Origin of the sequence: Methanobacterium veterum (genome assembly GCF_000745485.1) — an archaeon.
Lineage (GTDB): Archaea > Methanobacteriota > Methanobacteria > Methanobacteriales > Methanobacteriaceae > Methanobacterium_D > Methanobacterium_D veterum.
The window spans coordinates 542,673-568,540 of record NZ_JQJK01000009.1; the positions used below are offsets into that span (position 1 = coordinate 542,673).

A 25,868-nucleotide genomic window follows, 5' to 3' on the forward strand; every position below is an offset into this window, starting at 1 on the left:
CCTTTAAAGAATTTTCTCTATTCGATGTTTTGAACATCAATTGTTAATTGTAACAATATTATAATATATAAACATAGCGAATGCTCTCTTTGTAATTAATATCTAAAATATGTGTTTCAATCTTGTTGACAATAAGATAAAACGTTTATTAAAAGGCTTATAGAGAATTAAAAAGAGATTTATGTATTTTTAAGTTAGCTATTTTTTTATGAAATTCCACATCTGGTCTATATTTGATTCCATTCTTTTTTCAAGGGGCATTTCAGGCATTCCTATCCACATCAGGACTGTTCCAACCATAATCGTTTGAATATTTAATGAAAGTTCCGTGGAGTCAATATTTTCTCTTATTAAGCCTTGGGCTATTCCATCATCTATTACTTCCTTGATGAACTCATGGAGATCATAATAAAATTCTGTGTAGTGTTTGCTTATGATATCATACTTCTGAACGCCTTCAAAAAGCAGCAGGTGTAAAGTCCTGTAATCTATTTTCTCAGCACTTCCACATAGCTGTGTAGTTTCGTTGATGGTTGAATCATCTCCAACGATTAAAAGTATCACAGCTTTTAATTTTTCTTTAGGCGTGCCCTTGAATTTCCTCATCTGGCCTATAATTGAGCTGAAATAATTGAATATGTATTTGTTAATTACTTCCACAAGTAGAGTATCTTTGCTGTTGAAGTGATAGTAGAACCCGCCGGTGGTTATGTCTGATTCTCTTATAATTTCATTTAAAGAAACATCAGCAAATCCTTTTTCTAGAAATAGCTTAAAAGCGGTTTCCATGATTCTAACTTTTGTATCCATGTATGTCCTTCTTTTCAATTTATTGTTAAAATATTTGGCACTGCAATGGGTCTACATAATGTGCTGTTAAACTTAATAACATTATAGAGTAACATTGACCATATTAATATATTTTCCTTTTTCAATGTTTACATTATACGGTTTTTTTATTAGTTACATGCAGTATAAAAGCATATATAACATTTATGCTACTTTTTAATACACTATAACCTTCTTATAAAGTTTAACAGGTGTAATGGAATTTTCATTCACTAAAAAGACATATATTTCAGTTTTAGGGGTGTATATCTTAATTATTTTCTATAAATATTCTATAGACGCTCTGTTCAATCTATTTAAAGAGAGAACGCTCTCTACAAATATAAATGATTAATCGTTACAGACCAAGTATTCGGTATGTTTATATATCATAACTCACAATCCTTACTCAAGAGTTAAACGAGGTGAACAAAATGAAAGGATTTGCTATGTTAAAAATAGGAGAGACTGGATGGATAGAAAAAGATAGGCCAAAATGTGGTCCAAGGGATGCTATTGTTAGGCCAACATGTCTAGCACCATGTACTTCTGATGTTCACACTGTCTGGGAAGGCGCAATAGGTGATAGACACAACATGATTTTAGGACATGAAGCTGTGGGGATAGTAGATGAAGTGGGAACTGAAGTCAAAGACTTCAAACCGGGTGATAGGGTAATTGTACCGGCTATAACTCCTGACTGGGATTCAGAAGCTGTGCAGCGCGGTTTCCCTTCACAAACCGGGGGAGCATGTGGAGGTTGGAAATATTCTAACTTCAAAGACGGCGTATTCGGTGAATTTTTCCACGTTAACCTTGCAGACAACAACCTGGCACATTTACCAGAAGGAATGTCTCAGGAAGCTGCTGTTATGATCACAGATATGATGAGTACTGGTTTCATGGGAGCTGAAAATGCTGGAATTGAACTTGGAAGTACGGTAGCTGTTCTTGGTATTGGTGCAGTTGGGCTTTGCGGTATAGCCGGTGCAAAACTAAGGGGTGCTGGAAGAATATTTGCAGTTGGTACTAGGCCTGTATCTGTTGAAGTAGCTAAAAAATACGGTGCTACAGATATAATCAGCTACAGAGATGGAGATACTGCAGAACAGATTCTTGATGCAACCGATGGAGAAGGTGTTGATGCAGTAATCATATCTGGTGGTGGCCCAGATATTCTAATAGATGCATGTAAAATGGCCAAAGCAGGATCAAAAATTTCCAACAACAACTACTTCGGTAAAGGAGAAGGAGAAAAAGATACTCTGCCACTATGCCGTGTAGGCTGGGGATTCGGTATGGCAGACAAAGACATAATCACAGGTCTTTGCCCTGGTGGAAGAGTTAGAATGGAAAGACTAGCGGATATTGTAACATACGGACGTATGGACCCTGAGTTACTGGTAACCCATAAATTTAAGGGCTTCGATAAAATAGAAGAGGCTCTCCTTCTGATGAAAGAGAAACCTAGGGACTTAATTAAACCAGTTGTCCTTCTAGAATAGATGCCATTTCAATTTTTTCTTTTTAATTTTAAAATTAAACAGGTGATAAAATGAAAATAGCAATAATTGGTGGAACAGGTGGACAGGGATTAGGAATCGCCATACGCTTTGTGCAAGCTGGAGAAGATGTTATAATAGGTTCAAGGACAATTGAAAAAGCTCAAGCAGCTGTAGACAAACTAAAAGGTCTTTTGGGCGATGTTGCCAATGTTAAAGCAGCTGAAAATGCTGATGCTGCCGCAGAAGCGGAATTATTAGTTTTAACAGTGCCTTTAGCTGCTCAAAAATCAACTTTGCTCTCTATTAAAGAAGGTGCAAAAGGTAAAATATTAATGGATGCTACAGGACCTTTAGAATCAGCTATAGGTGGGTCTCCCATTGAATATGTTGCTTTATGGGATGGTGCAGCGGCAGAAAGATCTGCTAAAATCCTAAAAGACAGCAATGTGATATGTGCTTTTAACAATATCAGTTCTGCAGCTTTAATGAACTTTAAAGAACCAATTGACTGTGACTGCCTTATTTCGGGTGATGATGCAAATTCTAAGATAGTTGCTGCTGAACTAATTGAAAAAATCCCTGGTGTAAATGTCATTGATTGTGGACCGCTGGAAAGAGCTAAAATCATAGAAAAAATTACTCCTCTCCTGATTGGTTTAAACATACGAAATAAAACCCAGTTTGGAGGAATAAGGATCACTGGTTTACCTGCAAAATAGGATAAAAATTACTACTTCACCAAAAGGGGGATAAAAATGAAATTGGAGAATAAAGTAGTACTTGTAAACGGTGGGAGTTCAGGGATAAGAAAGGAGATTGCCAGACTTTTTGCAAAAGAGGGCGCTTCAGTTGTTGTGGTTGCAGGAGCAAACGAAAAACTGGAAGGTACCATTGACCAGATGGAAGGCAACCACAAGATCGTATCTGTTCCTGCAAGCGATAACAGTGAAGATGATATCCAGAATGCAATCAATGCTGCTGTAAAGGAATTTGGGAAATTGGATATAGTACTTAATTGTGCAGGGATAGCAGATATAATAACTCCAGTTTTGGATATGGGGGAGGGAATTTGGGAAATAGATCTCAGTGTAGATTTAACAGGAGCTATTTAAAACAAATTTGACCATAATTAACGTTAAAAAAGTAAACAGGGCATCTATTAATTTCGTTCAATACCACCTCCGATGCCCTATTTTTTTTAATCAACTGGAAAATCAAGATCTAGAATGGAATATTAAAGAAATAGAGGGCCATATAATGCTTTAATAGCATAATTACTGGGAAAACTAATTTTATTGATATAATTTAAAGTGATTTTATGTTAAGCGATCTGCAGGAAATCGAGTGGCTTAAAAAGGAAAAAAATGCAATAATATTAGCTCACAATTATCAAACTGGTGATATACAGGAAATTGCAGATTTTGTAGGAGATTCACTTGAACTCTGTATAAAAGCATCAGAAATAGATGGATCTGATATTGTAGTCTTCTGCGGGGTCGATTTCATGGCAGAAACAGCAGCAATACTAAACCCCGACAAAAAAATATTGATTCCAGATACTCAAGCAAAATGTCCAATGGCATGCATGCTTAATGCAAAAGATGTTAAAAAGTTTAAAAAAATGTATCCTGATACAGCTGCAGTTCTTTATGTTAATACACTGGCTGAAGCTAAAGCGGAGGCTGAAATTTTATGTACTTCTTCAAATGCAGTTAAAGTAGTGGAAAGCATTCCTCAAGAAAAAATACTCTTTGGTCCAGATAGAAACCTGGCATGGTACGTCTCTAAAAAAGTAAATAAAGAGATTATACCTATGCCTGCACAGGGATACTGTTACGTCCATAAATTGTTTGATTTGGGGGATTTACATTTTTTAAGAAGTAAATATCATGATGCAGAGATACTGGTCCATCCAGAATGCGATCCTGAAGTGCAAAATTTTGCAGATAATGTTTTAAGCACAGGAGGTATGATGCGCCACGTAGCCAGATCACCTAAAGAAACATTCATTATAGGTACTGAGGTGGACATGGTAACCCGCTTAAAACGAGAAAATCCTGATAAAACATTCATTCCTGCATTAAGTGGTGCAATTTGTGAGAATATGAAGTTATATACAGTTAAAAATGTTAGAAACTGTCTTTTAAATGAAAAATTTGAAGTTAAAGTTGATGATAATACGGCAGAGAAGGCAAAAGTGGCAATTAAGAGGATGATTGAAGTTTCTAAAAATTAAAGTGGATGAAGGTGCACCAAAATGAATGAAACATCTCTCAACGAGGTCTTAGAAATAGAAAAAAATGAAAATTTATATCTAGAATCTAATTTAGGAGATTTAACTAAGGACTATCCTCATGATGTTATGGTTGTTGGGATTATCGGATGCGGTGCTATAGCAGGTATAATAACTGATTTGGCTGCAAATGGGAAGTTGGGCGCTGATTTAAAATTTTTTTATGACATGGATATGAAAAGGGCTGAAAACATGGCATCTAAAGTAGATGGAGTCACAGTCCCTGATGTAAATGATATGGTAGACCATGTGGATCTGGTAATTGAAGCTGCATCTCAGGAGGCAGTGATAAAAGTTGTTCCACAAATCCTTAAGAATGGAAAAGATGTTATTATAATGAGCATGGGGGCTCTAATAGATCCAGATTTTAGAAATTATTTGGGAAGGATAGCTGAGGAAAACAATTCCCGAATATATGCACCTTCGGGGGCTGTTGTTGGTTTAGATGGTATTAAAGCAGCTTCTATTGGGGAGATCAATGAAGTGAATTTGGTTACCCGTAAATCTCCTGAATCACTGGGGATCTCAGTAGATACTGAAACAGTGTTATATGAGGGTAAAGCTGGTGATGCAGTACGTAAATTCCCTGCAAATATTAACGTGGCCGCTGCATTGAGCATTGCATATGGTAAAGAAGTGGATGTGAAAATCATAGCTGACCCTAATGTGAGCCGCAACTGTCATGAAGTCTGTGTTGCAGGTGATTTTGGCGAGTTTCGAACCATTACAGAAAATGAGACCTGTGTTACAAACCCAAAAACAAGTGTTTTAGCTGCATATTCTGCAGTTAAACTAATTAAAAGCCTAAATGAAAAGCTGAATATCGGAATATAGGCTAATTCATAGTTTTAAATACTTATTTTAACATATTAACTTATAATGGATTTTTAAGCAGGCATATAGTGGATATAATGCTTTTTTTAATTTGTTTATTTTTATTGGGGATGGAATCTTATTTCAGGTAGTCTTTCAAAATCTCATGGGATTCCATAAGTTTAAATAATTGATTGGATGATTTTCATGTAATATTATAATAAACTAAAAAAAAATAGTTGATTTGGAGCATCAATTGACAATATTATTACATTATAAGTAATTTGATGTGAAAAAAAATGTTGTTATATTACATGGATGTATCAGAACTTGACTTTAACAGAATAAAGAGTTCTGTATCAAAGACAAGAATAAAAAAATCCAGCAGATATTTCCATAAAAAAGATAGAAATTTGTCTGTCGGGGTGGAAGTCCTGTTAAACCATGCTTTAGATAAAATTGGCATTAGTAATCCCATATTTGATACAGGCGAATATGGTAAGCCCTATTTGAAAAATTATTCAGATATACATTTTAATCTTTCACATTCTGAAAAATATGTGGCATGTGCAGTTTCTGATTCTCCAGTTGGTGTTGACATTGAATACGTTCAGGATATTGATTTGAGTCTAGCGAAATATTTTTTTTATGGCACTGAATATGGGTATATTTTAAATAATAACAACCAAAAGAAAGCTTTTTTTGAATTATGGGTATTAAAAGAGAGTTATATGAAAATGACAGGCTTAGGATTTAGGCTTGCCCTTGACGAATTTTGCATACAAGTTAGTGATCAAATAGAACTCATACACAGGAAAAATACTGGTAATTTTGGACTTTGGAACATTTGTGGAGGTGATTATATGCTGGGTGTATGCTCACAAAGCAGAATCACTGAACCTGTTCTAATAAATTTACAGGATATTGAAAATGTAATAGGAGATTAATAAGACTGATGGAGTGGATATTTATGGACTGCTTTGATTTGTCAAATGCACAAAAAAGGACTATTATAACTGAAATTAGTAAACCGGGTAATGAGGCATATATTCTTTCATTTAAATCTAGATTCTCATTGGAAGATGAATACCATCTTAAAAAAGCTTTAGGTATTTTAATAAGCGGAAATCTTCATTTACGTATTAAAAAGGACGAAAATATGAATTTCAGGCAGTACTGTGCCTCTGAAGAAGATGGTTTATTTTCATACGTGGACATGTCAAATAAAAGTGAAGAAGAAATTAACGCGTTTATCAATAAATTTGCGCAGGAACCATTTAAAGAAATTTTTGACACACCACTCTACCAGTTTACACTCCTAAAAACGAAAAAAGAATTCTTTGTACTGGGTCGTACCCACCATATCATCATGGATGGAAGTTCTGTAGGTATTTTTACCAAAAACCTTGAAGATTGTGTCACAGCTTTGAAAAAAGGAGAAGAATATCAGCCGTCTAATGTTTCATACGAAGAGTACGTTAAAAAGGAAAAAGAATATCTCTCAAGCGAACAGGCAAAAGAAGACGAAGAATTCTGGCTCTCAAACCTGGATGGATATTCAAAAGATTGGTATTCATCAGATGATCTCGGTATCAACAGGAATTATTTTTATTTAGATCCACAATTGACAGAAAAATTAAAAGAATTATCGGTAGTTGACGGTGTAAGGATATCCCCATTTGTACTTGCGTTATCTGCTGTATCGTTATACTTTGCAAAAAGCACATGCAGCGGGGAAATGGTCTGGAACAGCGTATACCACGGTAGAGATTTTGGAGAAGAAATACATGGTATGCTAGGCATGTTTGTAAATATGATGCCCCTTAAACTGGATTATAACAAAAACAGGACGTTTAAAGAGGTTTTATTGTACACAAAATCTGTCCTTAAAAACGGATTGACACATGGAAAATTATCTTTCAATATGTACGGCCCAAAATTACAGCAAAAGGGTATAGATCCTGCAATGTTATCTATGTATTCTATGGTGTCGAATTCAACTGATTCAAATGTGGAATATTTATTTAATAATTCTAAAAGTGAATTTCCTTTTCATATCCGTGTAAACCCTTCCCTAAAGGATAAAGATGGTTTGCAGCTTTTGGAAATAGAATATAATAAAGACTGCTTTTCTGATATTCAAATCGTGCATATGGTAGAAAATATAATGGCTCTGCTTTATGACATCTCAGATAATCCAGATAAGACTTGCGGTGAATTTGAAATAGAAACAAGCGAATTCTATGGAGCTGAAAAGTATTTTAAAGATATGGTGCAAACCAGTGATGGTGCAACCGCTATATCATCTGATATCAATGGTAAAGAAGAAGATGGATCTTTAAAAGAAAGCTTCCTCCTGCTAAATAAGTCAAATATTGAAGAATTTTGTATAAATAATGGAATCAGCTCTAACAGCCTGTTTTTATCAGCTACTTTACTTGCTTTGGGGAAATTTGTATTCAGTAAAGATATCCTGATTTCTATTGTTTCTAATTACCTCAATATAGGCCAGGAACTGCCTTTTGCTGTAAATATTGATACAGACAAAACTGTAAAGGATTACTTAAAAGATATACAAAAATCCCTTCTTGAAGTTGTAAAATATGATTATTATCCCTTTACAAGGATTTCAAGCAAAAATTATATCCTACCTGAATTTTTATATGTATTTGGACTGGCAGGCAGTATAAACGAGGGAAATTTAGAACTGCCTAAACTGACAGTTTCTATTGAAGATAACCCCAATGAATTTAAAATAATTTCTCACTACAACGATGCTCTTTACAGTGAAGATATAATTGGAACGTTCATAGAGAGCGTTAAAGTCCTTGTAATGAAGCTAACACAAAATCCAAATGCATTGCTTAAAGATATTTCTATTTTACCCGAAGATGAAAAAGAAGAGCACTTCAGGATAAACAGGGTTGAAGAACCATTACTAAATAAACTCTTTGAAAAACAGGTAGAAGAAAGCAGGGATGAAATAGCTTTAATTGCTGAAGACGGAGAATTTACTTATGATGAATTAAACAGAAAAGCTAACCGCATAGCAAACGCATTGATTAAGCGGGGGGTAGAAGTTGAAGATAGAATAATGTTCATATTAAAGCGTGACAGCCGTATTATTGCTTCTATGCTTGGTATTGTTAAAGCGGGTTGTGCTTTTATCCCTGTTGACCCGGAATACCCTGAAGAAAGAATAAATCAGGTTCTGGAAGATAGTGATGCAAAATATATTATAACTAAAGAAAACTTGCCTAACGCACTGGATGTGGATGAATTACTTTTAGAAGAAAATGAAGAAAATCCAGATCCTGAATTAACCCCTGAGAATCTATGTTATTTAATTTATACTTCTGGTTCTACAGGAAAACCTAAAGGCGTAATGCTAACTCATGGAGGTATCACTAATTATGTTTCTCCAGACCCGCAGAATATTCCTATCCATGCTCTTGTGACCAAAGCAAGTAAAATGATATCTATATCAACTGTATCATTTATAGTATTCCTGCGTGAGACCTTCGCAACAATTATGAACGGGATGCCTGTTGTACTTGCAAATGAGGAGCAGGCAATAAACCCTATAGAACTTTCAAAATTATTTAAAGAAACAGGGGCAGATGCATTTGGCGGAACACCGACCAGGCTATTGCAGTACTTAGAACTTGATGAAATACAGAAAACAGTGTCTAAATGTAATGTTATAATTGTAGGGGGTGAAACATTCCCTCCACAGCTTTACAACGTACTTTCAAAATACACCGACGCTGAAATTTACAATTCCTACGGCCCAACTGAAATTACAATTGCATCACACGGAAAACTCATAACCAGCGACGATATATCCGCTGGTGAAACTCTTTTGAACGTCATTGATAAAATTATGGACATTGATGCGAATCCTTTGCCTTATAATGTTGTGGGTGAATTATATGTGGCTGGTGCAGGAGTTGCCAGAGGTTACTGGAATAATGAGGGACTCACTAAAGAGAGATTTGTCATGCACAACGGCCTCCGCTATTACAACACTGGAGACCTGGCAAAAAGGGACAGCACTGGGGAATTATACGTTTTAGGCAGAATGGATAACCAGATTAAGCTTAGAGGTTTAAGGATTGAGCTCGGTGAGATTGAAAATGTAATTAGGGAATGCAATGGGATTAAAGCCGCATTTGCGCTGGTCAAGACCGTACATGACAGTGAACATTTATGTGCCTACTTTACCGAGGATCAGGAAGTTGATGTCAGTGATTTAAGGAATACACTCGTGAACAAACTGCCGGCTTACATGGTTCCATCTTATTTTGTTCGAATGGACAGCTTCCCTATGACTCCTAATGGGAAAACCGATTTAAAGAACTTCCCCGATCCTGAAGAAGATCATTCGGGGCTTGATGAGGTCATACCCCCTGAAACTGATTTAGAAAAGGACATTTTTGATATGTGCTCAGAAATTCTGGATACAACTGATTTTGGTGTAATAACTGATTTGTTCCAGTTAGGCCTTACTTCATTATCTGTTCTTAAGTTAGTGGCCAAAATTTCACAGAAATTTGGAGTTACAGTAAACGTAACCAATATAATGAGGGCTAAAACTATACGTGAGATAGCAAAGGAAGTTTCATCCTCATCAGCTGTTGAAGAGAAACACTACCAGAAACATGAATTTTATCCATTAACCCATAACCAGTTGGGTGTATACTTCGACTGTGCTAAAAATCCTGAAAAATTAACCTACAACCTGCCTAAATGCATACGTTTTGGGGATGATATCGACCCTGAAAAGCTAAAAACTGCTTTATTAGACATCATTGAGAAACACCCCTACCTCAAAACAAGGTTTGTTATGAAGGACGGTGAAATCTATCAGGAACGGCGTGATGACCTTGATGTGGATATAAAAATTCATGAAGGAACAGTTGATGATAAAATTAAAAATGGATTTATAAAGCCGTTTTCTTTGTATGATGGGCATTTATTCAGGTTTGAAATTTACAAGAATTCTGAAGAGGTTTGCCTGCTGGCTGATTTCCACCACATAATTGTGGATGGGACTGCTTTAAATATTTTATTTAATGAGCTTGGAATAATCTACGACGGCGGTGTCGTGGATGAAGAGAAATATGATGGGTTTGATCTGTGTTTAGAGGAACTTGAAGTAGAAAAAAGCCAGTTATACATGGATGCAGAGTCTTATTTCGAAAATAAGATAGTTGAGTTTGACAGTGCAACAGTTATTTCTCCAGACCGCAGTGGAAAAGAGGAAGAAGGCCAGATGGGAGAAATCAGTGTTCATGTAGATAAATCACAGGTTGAAAAATTCTGTAAAGACAATGCAATTACTCCTAACAATCTATTTTTAGCGGCAACAGTATTTACACTCAGTAAATTTGTTTATAACAAAGATATTTTAATTTCCACCATTTCAAACGGTAGAAGTAACCCTCAGTTCCAAAATTGTGTCGCAATGATGGTAAAAACATTACCTATTGCATTAAATATAAACAGTGACTTATCCGTGGCAGATTATTTTGATTATGTGGAAAATGTATGGCTAGATGTACTGAAATACGACTGCTATCCGTTTACAAAGATTTCTGATAAATATGATATGTTCCCTGAGTTCTTTTACGCATATCACGGAAAAATAATCGAAGATATAACTATAAACAACCACATCATAGAACGTGAAAGCCTGGAATATGAAGCGCTGAAATTTAAATTAAGTGTTAATGTTATAGACACTGGTAACAACTTTAATATGCTTTCACAGTACAATGACGCGCTTTACAGTGAAGATCTTATTGAAACATTTATGCACAGCATTAGCATCGTTTTAGATAAATTAATGGAAAACCCGCGGGCTTTACTCAAAGATATCTCAATTGTAGCTGAGGGAGACCATGAAGACTTCAAGATAAAACCTGTGGAAGAAAAATTACTTAATAAGCTTTTTGAAAAACAGGTAGAGCAAAGCAGGGATAAAATTGCTTTAATTGCTGAAGACGGTGAATTCACTTATGATGAATTAAACAGAAAAGCCAATCGTATAGCAAACGCATTGATTAAGCGAGGGGTAGAAGTTGAAGACAGAATTATGTTTATGTTAAAACGTGACAGCCGTTTAACTGCTTCGATGCTTGGTATTGTGAAGGCGGGTTGTGCTTTTATCCCTGTTGACCCTGAGTATCCTGAAGAAAGAATTAATCATGTTCTGGAAGACAGCAGTGCAAAATATATTATAACTAAAGAAAACCTGCCTAATGCACTGGATGTAGATGAATTACTTTTAGAAGAGAACGAGGAAAATCCAGATCCAGAATTAATTCCTGAAAACCTGTGCTATCTAATTTATACTTCTGGTTCCACAGGAAAACCTAAGGGAGTCATGTTAAAACATGAAAATATAACTAACCTCATTTCAGATCATCCAGATAACCAGTTTATTCATGATATAATCAGCAGGGTAAATATTTCATTATCAATAATAACGGTAGCTTTCGACCCGTTTGTACAGGAAACCTTTATCCCGCTTACACATGGAATGACGTTTGTACTGGCCAACGATGAGCAGACAAAGAACCCATTAGAGCTTGCCAAGTTATTTGAAAAAACTAAAGCAGAATTATTCGGCACAACTCCTTCTAGACTGCTGCAGTATTTGGAGCTTGAAGATATACAAAAAGCAATGGGCTATTGTAAGGCAGTGATTATAGGAGGAGAAGCATTTCCTTTACAGCTCTGGAATGCCCTTTCAGAATATGATGATTTAACTATACTTAACCAGTACGGTCCAACAGAAACTACAGTTGGATGCAACGTGAAAATCATTTCAGATGAGAATATCAATGTAGGTAAACCACTCTTCAACGTGGTTGAAAAGATCATGGACATGGACGGCAACCCTTTACCTCAAGGTATTGTGGGCGAATTATATATTGGAGGTGCAGGAGTCGGCAGGGGCTACTGGAATAGAGATGAGCTGAACAGTGAAATGTTCATTGAAATTGACGGCGTGCCTTATTATAAATCTGGAGATTTTGCTAAACTGGAGAAAAATGGAGAAGTATCTATATTAGGCCGTTTAGATAACCAGATTAAGCTTCGAGGTCTCAGGATTGAAATTGGCGAAATTGAAAATTCAATTTCAGAATATGAAGGGATCAAATCTGCAGCGGTAGTAGTTAAAAAAGTGCATTCTAACGACCATTTATGTGCCTACTTCTCAGCAGACTGTGAAATTGACAGCGATGATTTAAAAGAAGAATTAAAGAAGAAATTAACCAAATATATGGTTCCAACAGTGTTTATGCAGCTTGATGAACTGCCTCAAACCCTTAATGGAAAAACTGATCTAAAAGCACTTCCAGAACCTGTACTGGCGGAAAGAGAGTATGCTGCACCTGAAAATGATGTTGAAAAATTCTTTGCAGAGACATTTGCAGATATACTGGGTATGTCTCAAATAGGTGCAACTGATGACTTCTTTGAATTAGGTGGTACCTCTCTTCTGGTGACTAAAATCACCATTGAAGCCATGAATCAGGGATATGAAATAAAGTATGGTGATGTATTTGCCCACCCAACTCCTCGTGAACTGGCTAATTTCATAGCTGGAGCGGAAGGATCTGTAAGTGAATCTGTAAGGGAGATAACTGAATATTCGTATGATGCTATTAATAGGGTTTTAAGTGAAAATACTACCCGTAACTTTGTAAATGGGGAAAAAGAAGAGTTAGGAAATGTTTTACTTACAGGTGCCACTGGATTTTTAGGGATACACGTTCTGCGTGATTTCTTAGAAAATGAAGAAGGATCTATTTACTGCTTGCTCAGGAAAGGGAGACGTACAAGCGCTGAAGAACGTTTAAAAGCTCTTTTATTCTATTATTTCAGTGAAAGTTATGAAGATCTATTTGGTTCAAGGATCCATATAATTGAGGGTGATATTACAAATAAATCTGACTTTGAAAAATCTTTAGAACTTCCAGTAGATACGGTGGTTAATTGTGCTGCCAACGTGAAGCATTTTGCTTCCGGAACTCAAATTGAAGACATTAACATAGGTGGAGTTGTTAATGGGGTTGAATTCTGCCTGGAAAAAGGCTGTAAATATGTGCAGGTTTCAACAACAAGTGTCGCTGGAGAAAGTGTAAATAATATCCCTCCTTTAGATACTATATTTGACGAACAAACGTTGTATATCGGCCAGTCACTTGATAATAAGTACCTCAGCAGTAAATTCATAGCTGAGCGTGTTGTACTGGAAGCAGTTACAAAAGGGCTCAAGGGTAAGATTATGAGGGTTGGTAACTTGATGGCAAGGCATTCTGATAGTGAATTCCAGATTAACTTCGAGACCAATGGATTCATAAACCGTTTAAAAGCGTATGGCGCAATTGGAAAAATACCTTACTCTGCTTTGGGCGGAGAAACTGAACTCACACCGATAGATAGTGTTGCAAGGGCAATTTTAGTCCTATCAAGAGCTCCTAAAGAGTGTGTTGTGTTCCATGCTTATAATAATCACAAAATTTACATTGCAGACATTATAGAAATCATGAATTCACTTGGATTAACCATTTCTGGTGCAGAAGAAGATGAATTTAAAGCCGCTTTTGTACAGGCTATGGAAGATGAATCAAGAGAAGAAGCAATTTCAGGGCTTGTCACTGCTATGGGTATGGGTAAAGGCAAAGGACGTGCTCTGGTACCTGTTATAAATAATTACACAATACAGATAATGTATCGTTTAGGGTACAAATGGCCTTTAATAAGTGATGAATACATCGCAATGTTTATAAAATACCTTAAAGAAATGGATTTCTTCGACTATGAACCAAGAGAGGTTAAACTTAAAGCTTAGAGGGTATAATTTTTTCACTGAGGACATATAATGTACGAAAGAAACTACAATTTGATATCAGATAAGTTTAAAGAATTTTTCTTACCTACCCTGCTGATGTCTATGGCCATTAACACAAGCACGTTCATAGACACTTTAATTGTAGGTAACACTTTGGGACCTATTAATATTTCAGCTATGGCGCTTATTGCCCCTATAATCACATTTATTAACCTGATTTACTGGATGATTGGGTTGGGGGGATCTCTACTTGTATCGGTTTCAAAGGCAGAGCGAAATGAAGAAAAGGCAGATATGTATTTCACACTTTCAATGGTCCTTTTGGCAGTTATTGGAGTGCTGTTCTCTGCATTTGGGATAATCTTTCTGGATAATATCGTTGCCACACTCACCACTAATCCAGCACTTGCAGTACTGGTTAAGAAATTTTTAGGGGTATATTTCCTGGGATCGCCTTTCCTGTTCGTTTTAATGGGAATTGCCTACTTTATACGGGCAGATGGTAAACCTCGGCTATCATTTTATGCTCTTCTGATTTCAAATGTGGTGAACCTTATACTGGATTTGGTTTTTATTTTAGGTCTTGGTATGGATATAGGCGGAGCAGCTCTTGCTACAATATCAGGATACGCAGTTGGAACTGTATTCATAATGCAGTATTTCTTTGCTAAAGATAGGACAATGCACTTTATATCTCTAGTAAAATGTAAATTGTCCTTAGTTTATGACATTATAACCTCAGGATTCCCATCAGCATCGGGACAGCTGTTTTTAACTATAAAGCTGTTCTTAATCAACACATTCATAGCGTTAGTCGCAGGTAAGCAGGGATTAACAGCTTTTTCTGTGTATTACAACAGCATGTTCATGGTATACATCTTTTTAATAGGAACTGCCCAATCTATGTCACCTATAGCTTCTATATATTACCAGGAAAAAGACTATTCTGGAGTAAAATTCACCATTGAAAGGTCTTTAAAAATAGTGCTGGCATCAGGTACTGCATTCACAATATTGTTCCTGGCATTCCCATCTCTACTCTTAAACATGTTTGGTGTAAATGATCCGGCGGATATGGCTGTGGGAATTAACGCATTGAGGATACTTTCCCTGAGTATTATAGGTACGGGTATAACATTTTTAATGATGTTTTACACGCAGGCAATACAGCGCAAAAAACTGTCATTTGCAATTTCAATAATGGAAGGCCTTTTAATTCCCGTAGCATGTGCATATCTCCTCTCAGGAATTATGGGAGTTGATGGAATATGGATATCATTAGTGGTAGCGGAAATAGGTACAATTATGATGATATACTTTGCAACCAAGATAGTATCTGAACGTTCAAAGGGGAAATTTTCAGGATTTTTCTTGTTAGGAAATTATAAGGACACTCCTGTACTTGATGTAACTATACACAGTTCAGTTGAAGATGTAGTGGGATTATCTCAGAAATTAATTGATTTTACAAAGGAAAATGGAGTAGATGCAAAAGTAGCGCTGCGTATAGGTATGGCAGTTGAGGAAATGGCAGTTAACACAATAAAATTCAACAATAATGAAATAGAATGCATTGATATTCTATCAAAAATAGAAGAGGATGAGATAACAATTGCTTTTAAAGACCCTGGAAAAGAATTTAACCCTTCAACTTATACATGCGAAGAAAAAGACTCATTTGAAAATATTGAGGTGCTGCAAAAGATTGCAGATGATATAAGTTATGCAAGACTTATAGGTTTAAACAGTACAGTTATTACAATAAAGAGGTAAGATTGATTAACTAAATTACAGGTGGAATAAATCATGGACATAGATAAAATATTAGAAGAAGATAAGTTGACAATTAAATTAAACGGCAGGTTAGACACCAACACAGCACCCGAATTAGAGGAAGAATTAAAAAAAGATCTTCCAAATGTGACAGATCTGGTCTTAGATTTTGAAGACTTAAAATATATCTCAAGTGCAGGGCTTCGTGTGGTCCTTTCAACGCAGAAAATAATGAATAAACAGGGAAATATGGCAATTGAAAACGTAAACGATTTAATTATGGAAATATTTGAAGCTACTGGATTTTCAAGCATTTTAACCATTAATGAATGAATTAAATAAGCTGGAAGTTTATATAATATTGTATTTGGTGTAATTACAAAAAAGATGGGTATTTATGAATAAATTAACAGTACCTGCAAAAATAGAAAACCTGCAGAAAGTGATGGATTTCTTAGGTGACCAGCTGGACTCTGTAGATTATGTTATGAAAGCAAGACTGCAGCTGGAACTTTCAATTGAAGAAGCATATGTGAACATCGTAAACTATGCTTATGGATTGGAAGAAGGAGAGGTTATAATTTGCTGTAATGTAGGTGAAAGCCCTCTAAAAGTTACAATGCAGTTTATAGACTATGGTAAGCAGTATAATCCATTAGAAAATGAAGATCCAGATATTTCATTAAATGCCGAGGAAAAGGAAATTGGCGGGCTTGGAATTTTCCTTATAAAAAAGAATGTAGATGATATTTCGTACAGATACTGTGATGGAAAGAATATTTTGACCATCCAAAAGAAATTAAATGATTTTTAAATACGGATTAAAAAGTGCAATTTAATTTTTTCAGCAGGACTTCTCTATAAATCAGCAGGCACATTAGAGAGATTAAAATGAAGAATTTAGAGAATATTAAATCAAAAGTCATATTACTTGCCCTCTGCAGTGCTGTTATATTTATTATGAAGTTTATTTTTCATTATTTCTTTCCAGGGATCCCAATATCTGAATTAGGCCCTGCCAGTGCACTACCTCCTGTATTGGGCCTGATGTTTGGAGTATGGGGTGCAGCAGGGGTAGCGATTGGATATTCTGTATCTGAATTGGCGGCAGGTTCATCCCCTGAGATTTATGGTATAAGCTTTTTTATACAATTTTTATACGCATATATTCCTTACAAGTTGTGGTACACGTTGAACTGGGACGAAACAACCACTTTGCCTAGATTAGACACGGTTAAACATCTGGTAAAGTTTGTAGTAATCATGTTTATAAATGCTGCCGTTATGGCAGGACTGCTTGGATTTTTAATGGATGGATTGGGCTTGTATGATCTGGTTTCTTTGACCACGTTGATATTTGCTGTCAACAACTTCGATTTTTCCATAATGTTCGGGACCCTGATCCTTATTGGGGCTAATTTCTATGGTATTTCGATGTATAAACCAAAAAAGGTAAAGAAAACAAGAGTACCGCCTAAAATATTTGATTTAATAGCAGTGCTGGTTGTTGTAATTAGTATTGGGAACGGTATTTATTCTGCATTCACTGATCCGAATATATGGGGATGGATTGCAGGAGTTATAACTTATTCATTGGTTTTAATCTATGTTTTCAGGCCAATTACCAGTGAAATAAGGGAAAGGGCAACTGAAATAAAAATGTCTTTAACAGAAAACTTAATTGTAATTTTTATCATTATGGGGGCAATTATTGCAATATTAACTGGAATAAGGTCTCTTTTCATAGTTTCAGCGATGACTAACCTGCAGTTTTGGGATTCTGTATATTTAAATATTACATTAATCCTTTCTGTTTTTTATATTGCGTCCATTGCATTTTTGTGGTATATAGAAAGGAATATTTCCACGCCAATAGAGTCCATATCGGATATTGTAAAAAATTATGTCAGTGATTCGGGTGGAATAAGAAACAACGATGCTATCATCTCAAAATGTGAACAGTATACAGCTCAAAAAAGTGAAGTAGGAATTTTAGCGGCTTCTTTTCAAAAAATGGCAATGGACCTTGAAATTTATGTGAAAAACCTTAAAAGTGTCACCGCTGAAAAAGAAAGGATCAACACGGAGCTGAACGTTGCAAAAAAAATACAGGAAGATATGCTGCCTCGTAAATTCCCGGCTTTTCCTGAAAGAAATGAATTCGATGTTTATGCCATGAATATACCTGCAAAGGAAGTTGGCGGGGATTTTTATGATTTCTTTTTAATAGATGAAGGCCATCTGGCAATTGTAATTGCAGATGTCTCTGGAAAGGGAGTACCTGCGGCGCTGTTTATGGTAGTTGCAAAGACGTTGATTAAAAACCATGCACAGCTTGGAAAAAGTCCTGCAGAAGTATTTACGGCAGTTAATAATCAGTTGTGCGAAGGAAATGATGAAAACATGTTTGTAACCGCGTGGATGGGTATTCTAGAAATTGAAACTGGTAAGTTTACCTATGTTAATGCGGGCCATAACCCTCCATTGCTAAAACATGCAGGTAAAAATTATGTTTGGCTCAAATCAAAGCCGGGATTTGTTCTGGCAGGTATGGAAGATATCAATTACCATCAAAATGCAATCGCACTGGAACCTGGGGATAGGGTCTATTTATATACTGACGGCGTAACAGAAGCCAGCAACATTAATGATGAATTATTTGGGGATTCCCGTTTACTGCAAATTATGAATGATAAAAAGGATATAGGCCTTAAAGAATTAGTTTCCTATGTTAAAGAAAAAGTTGATGTTTTTGCAGGGGAAAGGGAGCAGTTTGATGATATAACAATGCTTGTTATGGAATATAAAAAATAATTTTTGAGTTAATTTTGGGCGAAATATAATCTTTAAATTAATTTTTAGAAAAATAGAATTTTAATTTTTAGAATTTAGAAATTGTATAAGAAAATAAAATTTGTCCTGGATTGTGAGTTTAAGTGCCGGGGGCGGGATTCGAACCCGCGGCCTCACGGTATCCCAGGAAAAAGTCAGAGCACTGCTTAAATACCCTATGAGCCGTGCGCTCTAACCAACTGAGCCACCCCGGCGTGGCTTATCCTACATTATTTTTCATATAATTTAAAGTTTTCGCTGGCATAGAAATTGTTGAAATTTTATTATACTTTATTTATGTTCTTATTTCATTATTTCTTTTATTAAAATTAAATATTTAATTATTGAATTTAATTTTAGATTAATTTAATTGTTTATTGAAAATTTTTTTAGTCTTGATTATCAATAATTGGAAGCCTCTAAGGACTTATATTTTGAAAAGTTGAGGATTAACCTTTAAATGGCATAAATTTAAATATTTATCTTTAAGATGTTTAAACTCAAATAAATTAAAAAACGTTACAATTATTGCACTGGTTTGGTGGAATGTATGTTTCATGTTGCTGAAGAAAATGAAATTATGGATGGTAAGGTCACTGATGTATATTTTAACAGGACTCTGGAAATTCTTAAACAGAAAGACGTTAACTGCAGGGTCAAAGCAGAATTTGCTGCCAAAAGTTTACCTGAAGGGTATGAATGGGCAGTTTTAGCAGGTTTAGAAGAAGTTATTAACCTTTTAAAAGACCTGCCTGTAAATGTAAGGGCCATGAAGGAAGGAACAATTTTCTATCCTAACCAACCTGTGCTGGAAATAGAGGGTAACTATCAAGATTTCTGTGTTTATGAAACTGCCATACTGGGGCTTTTATGTCAGGCCACGGGCATTGCAACTAAAGCTGCGAGGTATAAAAAATTGGCAGGGGAACGTTTGGTAATGAGTTTCGGCGCTCGGAGGATGCATCCTGTAATTGCACCTATGATAGAAAGGAGCGCTTATATTGGGGGATGCGACGGAGTTTCAGTCATCAAAAGTGGAGAAATCGTAGGGGAAGACCCTTTAGGAACTATTCCTCATGCCTTGGTGATCTGCATTGGTTCTACGGTAGAATCCATAAAAGCTTTTGATGATGTTATAGATCCCAGTGTCAATCGAGTGGCACTTATTGATACATTCAACGATGAAAAGTTCGAATGCTTGAACGTTGCAGAAGCAATGGGAGAAAAACTTTATGCAGTACGTTTTGACACCCCTTCTTCAAGACGGGGGGATTTTTACCGTATTCTTGAAGAAGCGAGATGGGAACTGGACTTAAGAGGTTTCGGCAGTGTTAAATTTTTTGTCAGCGGGGGAATTCAGGAAAATGAAGTACAAAGTTTGAATAAACTGGTAGAGGGCTATGGAATTGGGACATCTATCAGTAATGCGCAGGTCGTTGACTTTTCAATGGACATAGTGGAGCTGAATAGAGAACCTGTAGCTAAAAGAGGTAAATTTTCTGGGGCAAAACGGGTCCTTAGATGCTTAAAATGCGGTAAAGACTTAATTTTACCATTTAAAAAAGAATCTGAAATATGTGAATGCGGCGGAAGGTATGAAGACATTATTTATCCATTCATAGAAAGTCATAAAGTTATTCAAGAACTGCCAGGTCCTGGAAAAATCAGGGAATATGTTCTGGAGCAATTAGAGAACGTTGAAGATCTATAGATTTTTCGGATGAATTTGCGTATTTTCCAGCCAACAGCAGTAAAAATTGAGGGGCAAGTTATAACTTATTTAATCCTCTTTTCGATTTGATAATATTCTTTAATGTATCTATCTTTTATTTATTAAACCGGTTATCATATTTCAAAATGTCTACGGCTTTTAAAGCACTCGTTTCTTTATCTTTTATCTCGAGCATTATATCAAAATCAAAATTCCTTGTTTATTTTAAAAAATTTTTAAAATGATCTATATCTATTGATTTTATATGAGTCCCTTTAGTTTTCTCTGGATTTTGGGAGCTGTAATCAACTAAAGGTAATCCCTCTTTAGTTTTCCATGTTTTTGTAAAGTTTTCAAAACATCCTTCAAGGTCTTCGCCGGTGTTATTGAGTTCATGATGAAAATAATCAAATAAAACAGGAATTTTGGTTTGGTTACTTATTTCCAGACATTCTGAAAGGTTATAACTTTTCTCGTCATTTTCTATTACCAGTCTTCTTTTTATGTTTTTATCCAGATTTTGGTACCGTTATATAAATCTTTCCATACTCTTTTCTTTATTGCTGTAAACTCCCCCGACATGTACCTGCATTTTGGCGGTGCTGTCAAGATTTAAGATGTCAAAAACTTCACTGTGGTATTTAAGTTCATTTAATCCTCTTTCAAAAACATCAGTGTCATTAGAATTAACTACAACGAATTGAACAGGGTGCATTGAAATTCTTATACCATTTTCATGGATAAATTCACTTATTTCATTAAAATTATTCTTAAAATACTTTTTCCAGTCAAAATCCATTATTGGATGGGATGCAAAAGGAATAAGTCGCGAAGTAATCTTGAAAAAGAGTAAATCATTCTCAACGTTGAACTTTAACATCTTGAGAAGACATTCTAGATTATTTTGTGTTGTTTCAATGAGTTTTTCATGTGAATATGATTTTAAACGAAATGTTTTTGCCCCACTGCATTCTATTGTCCAGTTTAGGGCAGTATAACCTATCTTCATTGGACTGCTCCAAGATTAGATTATGGGCTAAATTTTTCTTTTTGACTCAATGAGGGCCTTTAATTTATCCATATCAACTTCTCTTTCATATAAATGAGTTTTTTCTTCCCAGTAAACTGATAAAATGTCTTCATAAGGTGTTTTATTGGGATTGATATATAAAATTCCAAGCGGGAATTTAAGATATTCTATGGCTTTTTTGAAGGCTTCACTCCGGTCATGGGGATCGTATGAGTCATCAAGGTAGTACACATTTTCTTTAAACCATTTGAATGTATTTATTTTGTTATATGTAACACAGGGTTGAAATACATCAACAAGGGAATATCCTCTTTTTGACAACCAATCTCACGTTTTTGACAGTACGGTTTATGTAATAACCAACAGTTTAAATAGATCTAAGTTTTTAAGTCTGTAATAAGATAATAAAAAAAATGGAGAGGTGAATATAAATGTTTAAAAAAAATGCTTTGATAGTGTTAATGATTGTTGTACTATTGTGCTCAGTAAATGCGGTCGCTGCGGCTCACTACTCAACGATCTATACTCATAATTGTCAAGGTAATTTAAAACTATTTAATGGGAATGGACAGCAGACTATGAATTGGGACTTCGGTACCAACCATCACCAGAGAATTATAACAGATGGTTGGAGGAGAATGTATATAAACCCGTTGGGATGGTTTAACCCAAATACAGATATAGCTTGGAATTATGTGCCTTCTGTGTTGGGTTTTTATATGAGAAGTGATGGGGGAATAGGTGTTTCTTGGTAGTGTTAATTAATATATTAACACTCTATTTTTAAGATCCTATTTTTTCAGCATTATAACAGATTTAATATATTGTTATCAGAATTGGGCAGCGGATCTCAAATTTTCAAATGAGGAAGTATATCATGTCATTTAAAAAGTTTATTTTAAAAAGTTCATTTAGAAAAAAATCAAGAACTCTATATCAATTATTAGGCATATCCATACCAATATTAATAATTCTTTTTTTTGCAATTAATATACAAACAAGCCAGGGATTGAATGAAAAATTCATACCTAATGAGGATATATTGATAGTAGGATCTGAGAATAATATTACTCAAGCTTCACTACCCATACGTGAAAGTTTAATAGATGAGCTAAAAAAAGATAATCGTATTGAAAATGTAGTTGGGTTAATTAGTGGTAGGTGCGATATTGAGGGTATTAATGGTACTGTGATGGGTGTTAATTCATCGGATACAGATTTCATGAAAATGATGCTTGCTAATGGCAGAAAATTTAATGATAATGAAAAAGAAGTAGTGTTATCTAACGATATTGCTGCGAAGTTAAATAAAACGGTTGGAGAATATGTTTTTATTAATAAAAATAAATATAAAATCGTTGGAGTAACTATTAAAATAAGTAAGAATGATGATAAATTTTACACTTCGTTAAAAAATGTTCAAGAATTTGAAACATTATATAATTTACCTATAGATTATAAAAACGGGTCTGTTGAAGAAATTCTTATTCAAACTAAAGAAGGTGTAAATAATATAGAAATTACCAAAGATTTAAAAAATCAATATATTAATGAAAATATTAGTATTATGGGTCCTACTGAAGAAGGAGAAAAAGATTACAACTATCAAGAGTTGGTAAATAAAATAATATTTATATTTGTTCCAACGATAATAGGGATTTTATTGACTTTAATTATTATGATGAAGTCCGTTGGTGATAGAACACGAGAAATTGGTGTTTTAAAGGCGATAGGTTGGAAATCGAGGAGAATTTTTGCAATGGTAATGAGTGAAACGTTCATAATATCCATAGTTTCATTTATATTTGCTTCGATAATTGCAATTTTAATAACTTTTGCTATATATCTGATGCATCCTTTTTATAGGATTGATTTCTTTAACTTCTTGGGAACCTTGTCATTTAAAACGTTTTTAAATACGTTTATGATTGTTGTTGTCATGGCTTTGTCAGGTGCATTATTACCTGCTATTAGGGCAAGTAGATTATCTCCAGCTGAAGCTGTAAAGGAGGAATAATAATAGCGGGTTGTGATTTACATGGTTAATGTCGTCGAGATTGAAAATTTATCAAAATATTATGAGAATGGGAATGTTAAAGCGTTAGATGGTATCAATTTAACAATTGAAGAAGGTGAATTTGTAGCCATTATGGGTCCATCGGGTTCTGGTAAATCAACACTGTTGAATATGATTGGTTCGTTGGATAGATCAGACAACGGGAAGATTGTTGTGGATGGTCATGATCTTTTATTAGAGAAAGATTTAAGTAATTTCCGTAGTGAAACCATTGGTTTTGTTTTTCAACTACACAACCTTCTTCCTATGTTGTCTTCACTTGAGAACATTGAACTTCCAACCTATGAATTAAAAATTTCATCAGATGAAAGAGAAAAAAGAGCTTCCAAATTATTGAAAAAAGTAGGTTTGGAAGATAAAGCTAAATTTTCTCCTAAAAAGTTGTCTGGTGGTGAAAGACAAAGAATTGCTGTTGCACGAGCACTTGTTAACAATCCATCCATCATTCTTGCTGATGAACCAACAGGTTCTTTAGATTCTGATAATTCTCAGAAAATTCTACAATTACTGAAGGATTTACACAAAGAAGAAAATATTACCTTAATAATCATAACCCATGATCCAAACATAGCACAACAGGCTGGAAGAATCGTTAATATTTTAGATGGAAAAATAGCAAATGGATAATTGATAAAAATTGATAGCCCATTTTATTGTAGTACATGCAAAATTTTAAAACTTATTGTCATGAACGAAGAGAATTAAGTCACTCCATTGTGTGTTCCTGATAAGGAGAAGTGTCTCACCTACAAAATCAAACTAGAAGCCACACCTTAGAGTTGAGTAATATTATATACATTCGGAGCAAAAGGCATTATAACAGCTTGTGCTATTAAAAAATCAATACGATTCTTAATAGACCTCGAATCATGAACGCCATACCTATTCATGATAAAATGACTAATATCCCGTCGACTCACTTGCACATGATCACCATACTCTGCTCTAAACTATTTTTTAAACTCAGCCAGACTACCCGTCTTAGTATCACTACCATTAACCTTTTTTCACTTTCCTTTTTGTTGTTGTAGGTATTGGTTATGGCTTGTCTTATGTGGTAGCTGATGGGGTTTTCTCCGGTTTGTTCTGCGTAGTTTCGCAGTTCTTTTAATTGTCTTTCTGACAACTTTAATGATATTTGCTTTTCGCCTTCGGTCGTTATACGACTATATTACAAAGCAGTAAAATTTCAATTATATGCATAAATGTAAACATCTTGCGTATTTAAACTCAAGTTTCGTTCCGAAAACCAGTTAAACAATAGATTCTCATCTTTATAATTCCATTCCAAGTTTTGCAACATTCCTAATTTCATTTTTTTGAGATCTAAAATTAGGTGTGAATTCCTGTCCATATAAAAATGTATGGTAGTTTGAAATCCTACGAGAAGCGTGTTATCTATTATCCACTAAAAGTTCTGCTTGTAAGTAGGACTAATAGTTGATAAGTCATTTCTGTATGGGGGCTATGTTCTTTTGGTGGACTTTAAGTGTTATGCATATCATCTTATAAGGAATAACTTTTAACATACTCCATTTAATTGGGTGTTAAATCTGTTAATTCCTCGCAAAAACAAAATTTGTGCCAGCTACACGGCCACTCTTGAAATGGGCGTCATACGTTAATTTTTATCTAATTTAAAGTTTTCGTTGCATAGAAATTGTTTAAATTTTATTATAAGTTATTTTGCTTTGTTTTTCATAAGATATTTAATGTTGTAATTTGGTTTCTTTTTCCGCAGCGAAAACTGTCAAAATCTCTCAAACCCGAAGGGTTTGGAGCGCGAAACAAAGTTTCGCAAGCTTCGATTTTGACGTTGAGGGAAACGAAGTTTCCCGAATCGCAAAACTTTCGAAAATCGTAGATTTTCGATGTTGCAAATCAAAGATTTGCAAACTTTCAGTTTTGCAGGCAGCAAAAACGTAGTTTTTGCTTGACTTGCTTTTTCGCGAGGCCGTCGAAAAATCTGTCAAAATTTTCAATTTTGACGCCGTAGGAAATTACATTTCCTCGGCCCCGAACATTTCATGTTCGTGGGCGACAAAAACTTTGTTTTTGTCAGCTTCGATTTTTCGGGCCGCAGAACTATCATTCTGCCGGATTTTTTTGATCAATCCCGGCAAAAATCTTCGATTTTTGA

General features: G+C 35.0%; 18 protein-coding genes, 1 tRNA gene and 1 pseudogene. 15 read left to right on the forward strand and 5 right to left on the reverse strand.

Annotation, left to right across the window (positions count from 1 at the left end; translation table 11 throughout):
- Positions 1–198 precede the first annotated feature (198 nt).
- Positions 199–810, reverse strand: coding sequence for a TetR/AcrR family transcriptional regulator (locus EJ01_RS05800; protein WP_048081447.1), 612 nt, complete (start codon positions 808–810; stop codon positions 199–201).
- A gap of 443 nt (positions 811–1,253) precedes the next feature.
- Here EJ01_RS05800 and EJ01_RS05805 point away from each other — a divergent pair, with 443 nt between their 5' ends.
- The 11 genes from EJ01_RS05805 to EJ01_RS16410 all read left to right on the forward strand — a co-directional run bounded on the left by EJ01_RS05805 (position 1,254) and on the right by EJ01_RS16410 (position 18,892).
- Positions 1,254–2,333 carry an NAD(P)-dependent alcohol dehydrogenase gene (locus EJ01_RS05805; RefSeq protein WP_269221192.1) on the forward strand — a complete coding sequence of 360 codons (1,080 nt, stop codon included), beginning with the start codon at positions 1,254–1,256 and terminating at the stop codon, positions 2,331–2,333.
- Between the two features lie 50 nt (positions 2,334–2,383).
- Positions 2,384–3,052: an NADPH-dependent F420 reductase gene (npdG, locus tag EJ01_RS05810; protein ID WP_048081449.1), complete on the forward strand. Its 669-nt coding sequence runs from the start codon at positions 2,384–2,386 to the stop codon at positions 3,050–3,052.
- Positions 3,053–3,088: 36 nt separating this feature from the next.
- On the forward strand, positions 3,089–3,445 hold the full coding sequence (locus EJ01_RS05815) for an SDR family NAD(P)-dependent oxidoreductase (RefSeq protein WP_048081450.1): 357 nt from the start codon (positions 3,089–3,091) through the stop codon (positions 3,443–3,445).
- Positions 3,446–3,651: 206 nt separating this feature from the next.
- Positions 3,652–4,569 carry a quinolinate synthase NadA gene (gene nadA, locus EJ01_RS05820; protein ID WP_048081451.1) on the forward strand — a complete coding sequence of 306 codons (918 nt, stop codon included), beginning with the start codon at positions 3,652–3,654 and terminating at the stop codon, positions 4,567–4,569.
- A 126-nt stretch (positions 4,570–4,695) separates the two neighbouring features.
- The gene (locus EJ01_RS05825) at positions 4,696–5,460 is read left to right on the forward strand and encodes an aspartate dehydrogenase (RefSeq protein WP_048081472.1); all 765 of its coding nucleotides are present in this window, start codon (positions 4,696–4,698) and stop codon (positions 5,458–5,460) included.
- A gap of 278 nt (positions 5,461–5,738) precedes the next feature.
- A complete protein-coding gene (locus tag EJ01_RS05830; protein ID WP_048081452.1) occupies positions 5,739–6,386 on the forward strand; it encodes a 4'-phosphopantetheinyl transferase family protein in 648 nt (215 codons plus the stop codon).
- A gap of 23 nt (positions 6,387–6,409) precedes the next feature.
- The gene (locus EJ01_RS05835; protein WP_048081453.1) at positions 6,410–14,305 is read left to right on the forward strand and encodes a non-ribosomal peptide synthetase; all 7,896 of its coding nucleotides are present in this window, start codon (positions 6,410–6,412) and stop codon (positions 14,303–14,305) included.
- Positions 14,306–14,335: 30 nt separating this feature from the next.
- Positions 14,336–16,078, forward strand: coding sequence for an MATE family efflux transporter (locus EJ01_RS05840; RefSeq protein ID WP_048081454.1), 1,743 nt, complete (start codon positions 14,336–14,338; stop codon positions 16,076–16,078).
- A 33-nt stretch (positions 16,079–16,111) separates the two neighbouring features.
- Positions 16,112–16,411 carry an STAS domain-containing protein gene (locus EJ01_RS05845; RefSeq protein WP_048081455.1) on the forward strand — a complete coding sequence of 100 codons (300 nt, stop codon included), beginning with the start codon at positions 16,112–16,114 and terminating at the stop codon, positions 16,409–16,411.
- Positions 16,412–16,475: 64 nt separating this feature from the next.
- Complete coding sequence (locus EJ01_RS05850; protein ID WP_048081456.1) at positions 16,476–16,892, forward strand: ATP-binding protein; 417 nt, start codon at positions 16,476–16,478, stop codon at positions 16,890–16,892.
- A 77-nt stretch (positions 16,893–16,969) separates the two neighbouring features.
- Positions 16,970–18,892 (forward strand): PP2C family protein-serine/threonine phosphatase, encoded by a 1,923-nt coding sequence (locus EJ01_RS16410; protein WP_052375886.1) that lies wholly within the window; start codon positions 16,970–16,972, stop codon positions 18,890–18,892.
- Between the two features lie 123 nt (positions 18,893–19,015).
- Here the strand turns inward: EJ01_RS16410 and EJ01_RS05860 are convergent.
- Positions 19,016–19,125, reverse strand: a tRNA-Met gene (locus EJ01_RS05860).
- Between the two features lie 335 nt (positions 19,126–19,460).
- On the opposite strand from EJ01_RS05860, the gene EJ01_RS05865 reads away from it, so the two are divergent.
- Positions 19,461–20,621, forward strand: coding sequence for a nicotinate phosphoribosyltransferase (locus EJ01_RS05865; protein WP_048081457.1), 1,161 nt, complete (start codon positions 19,461–19,463; stop codon positions 20,619–20,621).
- Between the two features lie 220 nt (positions 20,622–20,841).
- Here EJ01_RS05865 and uvsE read toward each other — a convergent pair.
- Positions 20,842–21,630, reverse strand: a pseudogene (gene uvsE / locus EJ01_RS17790) (UV DNA damage repair endonuclease UvsE).
- A 27-nt stretch (positions 21,631–21,657) separates the two neighbouring features.
- Entirely contained in the window at positions 21,658–21,972 is a 315-nt protein-coding gene (locus tag EJ01_RS05875; RefSeq protein ID WP_052375889.1) for a hypothetical protein, read from the reverse strand.
- Between the two features lie 140 nt (positions 21,973–22,112).
- On the opposite strand from EJ01_RS05875, the gene EJ01_RS05880 reads away from it, so the two are divergent.
- The 3 genes from EJ01_RS05880 to EJ01_RS05890 all read left to right on the forward strand — a co-directional run bounded on the left by EJ01_RS05880 (position 22,113) and on the right by EJ01_RS05890 (position 24,355).
- Positions 22,113–22,406: a hypothetical protein gene (locus EJ01_RS05880; protein WP_157203581.1), complete on the forward strand. Its 294-nt coding sequence runs from the start codon at positions 22,113–22,115 to the stop codon at positions 22,404–22,406.
- 122 nt (positions 22,407–22,528) lie between these two features.
- Positions 22,529–23,668, forward strand: a complete 1,140-nt coding sequence (locus EJ01_RS05885; RefSeq protein ID WP_048082308.1) for an ABC transporter permease — start codon at positions 22,529–22,531, stop codon at positions 23,666–23,668.
- Positions 23,669–23,689: 21 nt separating this feature from the next.
- Positions 23,690–24,355 carry an ABC transporter ATP-binding protein gene (locus EJ01_RS05890; protein WP_048082309.1) on the forward strand — a complete coding sequence of 222 codons (666 nt, stop codon included), beginning with the start codon at positions 23,690–23,692 and terminating at the stop codon, positions 24,353–24,355.
- A gap of 289 nt (positions 24,356–24,644) precedes the next feature.
- Here the strand turns inward: EJ01_RS05890 and EJ01_RS17185 are convergent, their stop codons facing one another.
- On the reverse strand, positions 24,645–24,854 hold the full coding sequence (locus EJ01_RS17185) for a hypothetical protein (RefSeq protein WP_169740437.1): 210 nt from the start codon (positions 24,852–24,854) through the stop codon (positions 24,645–24,647).
- Positions 24,855–25,868 lie beyond the last annotated feature (1,014 nt).

Coding starts and splice junctions, on each gene's coding strand:
- EJ01_RS05800 (WP_048081447.1), bottom strand. CDS start 810: ATGGATACAAAAGTTAGAATCATGGAAACCGCTTTTAAGCTATTTCTA.
- npdG (WP_048081449.1), top strand. CDS start 2,384: ATGAAAATAGCAATAATTGGTGGAACAGGTGGACAGGGATTAGGAATC.
- EJ01_RS05815 (WP_048081450.1), top strand. CDS start 3,089: ATGAAATTGGAGAATAAAGTAGTACTTGTAAACGGTGGGAGTTCAGGG.
- nadA (WP_048081451.1), top strand. CDS start 3,652: ATGTTAAGCGATCTGCAGGAAATCGAGTGGCTTAAAAAGGAAAAAAAT.
- EJ01_RS05825 (WP_048081472.1), top strand. CDS start 4,696: ATGGTTGTTGGGATTATCGGATGCGGTGCTATAGCAGGTATAATAACT.
- EJ01_RS05830 (WP_048081452.1), top strand. CDS start 5,739: ATGTTGTTATATTACATGGATGTATCAGAACTTGACTTTAACAGAATA.
- EJ01_RS05835 (WP_048081453.1), top strand. CDS start 6,410: ATGGACTGCTTTGATTTGTCAAATGCACAAAAAAGGACTATTATAACT.
- EJ01_RS05840 (WP_048081454.1), top strand. CDS start 14,336: ATGTACGAAAGAAACTACAATTTGATATCAGATAAGTTTAAAGAATTT.
- EJ01_RS05845 (WP_048081455.1), top strand. CDS start 16,112: ATGGACATAGATAAAATATTAGAAGAAGATAAGTTGACAATTAAATTA.
- EJ01_RS05850 (WP_048081456.1), top strand. CDS start 16,476: ATGAATAAATTAACAGTACCTGCAAAAATAGAAAACCTGCAGAAAGTG.
- EJ01_RS16410 (WP_052375886.1), top strand. CDS start 16,970: ATGAAGAATTTAGAGAATATTAAATCAAAAGTCATATTACTTGCCCTC.
- EJ01_RS05865 (WP_048081457.1), top strand. CDS start 19,461: ATGTTTCATGTTGCTGAAGAAAATGAAATTATGGATGGTAAGGTCACT.
- EJ01_RS05880 (WP_157203581.1), top strand. CDS start 22,113: ATGATTGTTGTACTATTGTGCTCAGTAAATGCGGTCGCTGCGGCTCAC.
- EJ01_RS05885 (WP_048082308.1), top strand. CDS start 22,529: ATGTCATTTAAAAAGTTTATTTTAAAAAGTTCATTTAGAAAAAAATCA.
- EJ01_RS05890 (WP_048082309.1), top strand. CDS start 23,690: ATGGTTAATGTCGTCGAGATTGAAAATTTATCAAAATATTATGAGAAT.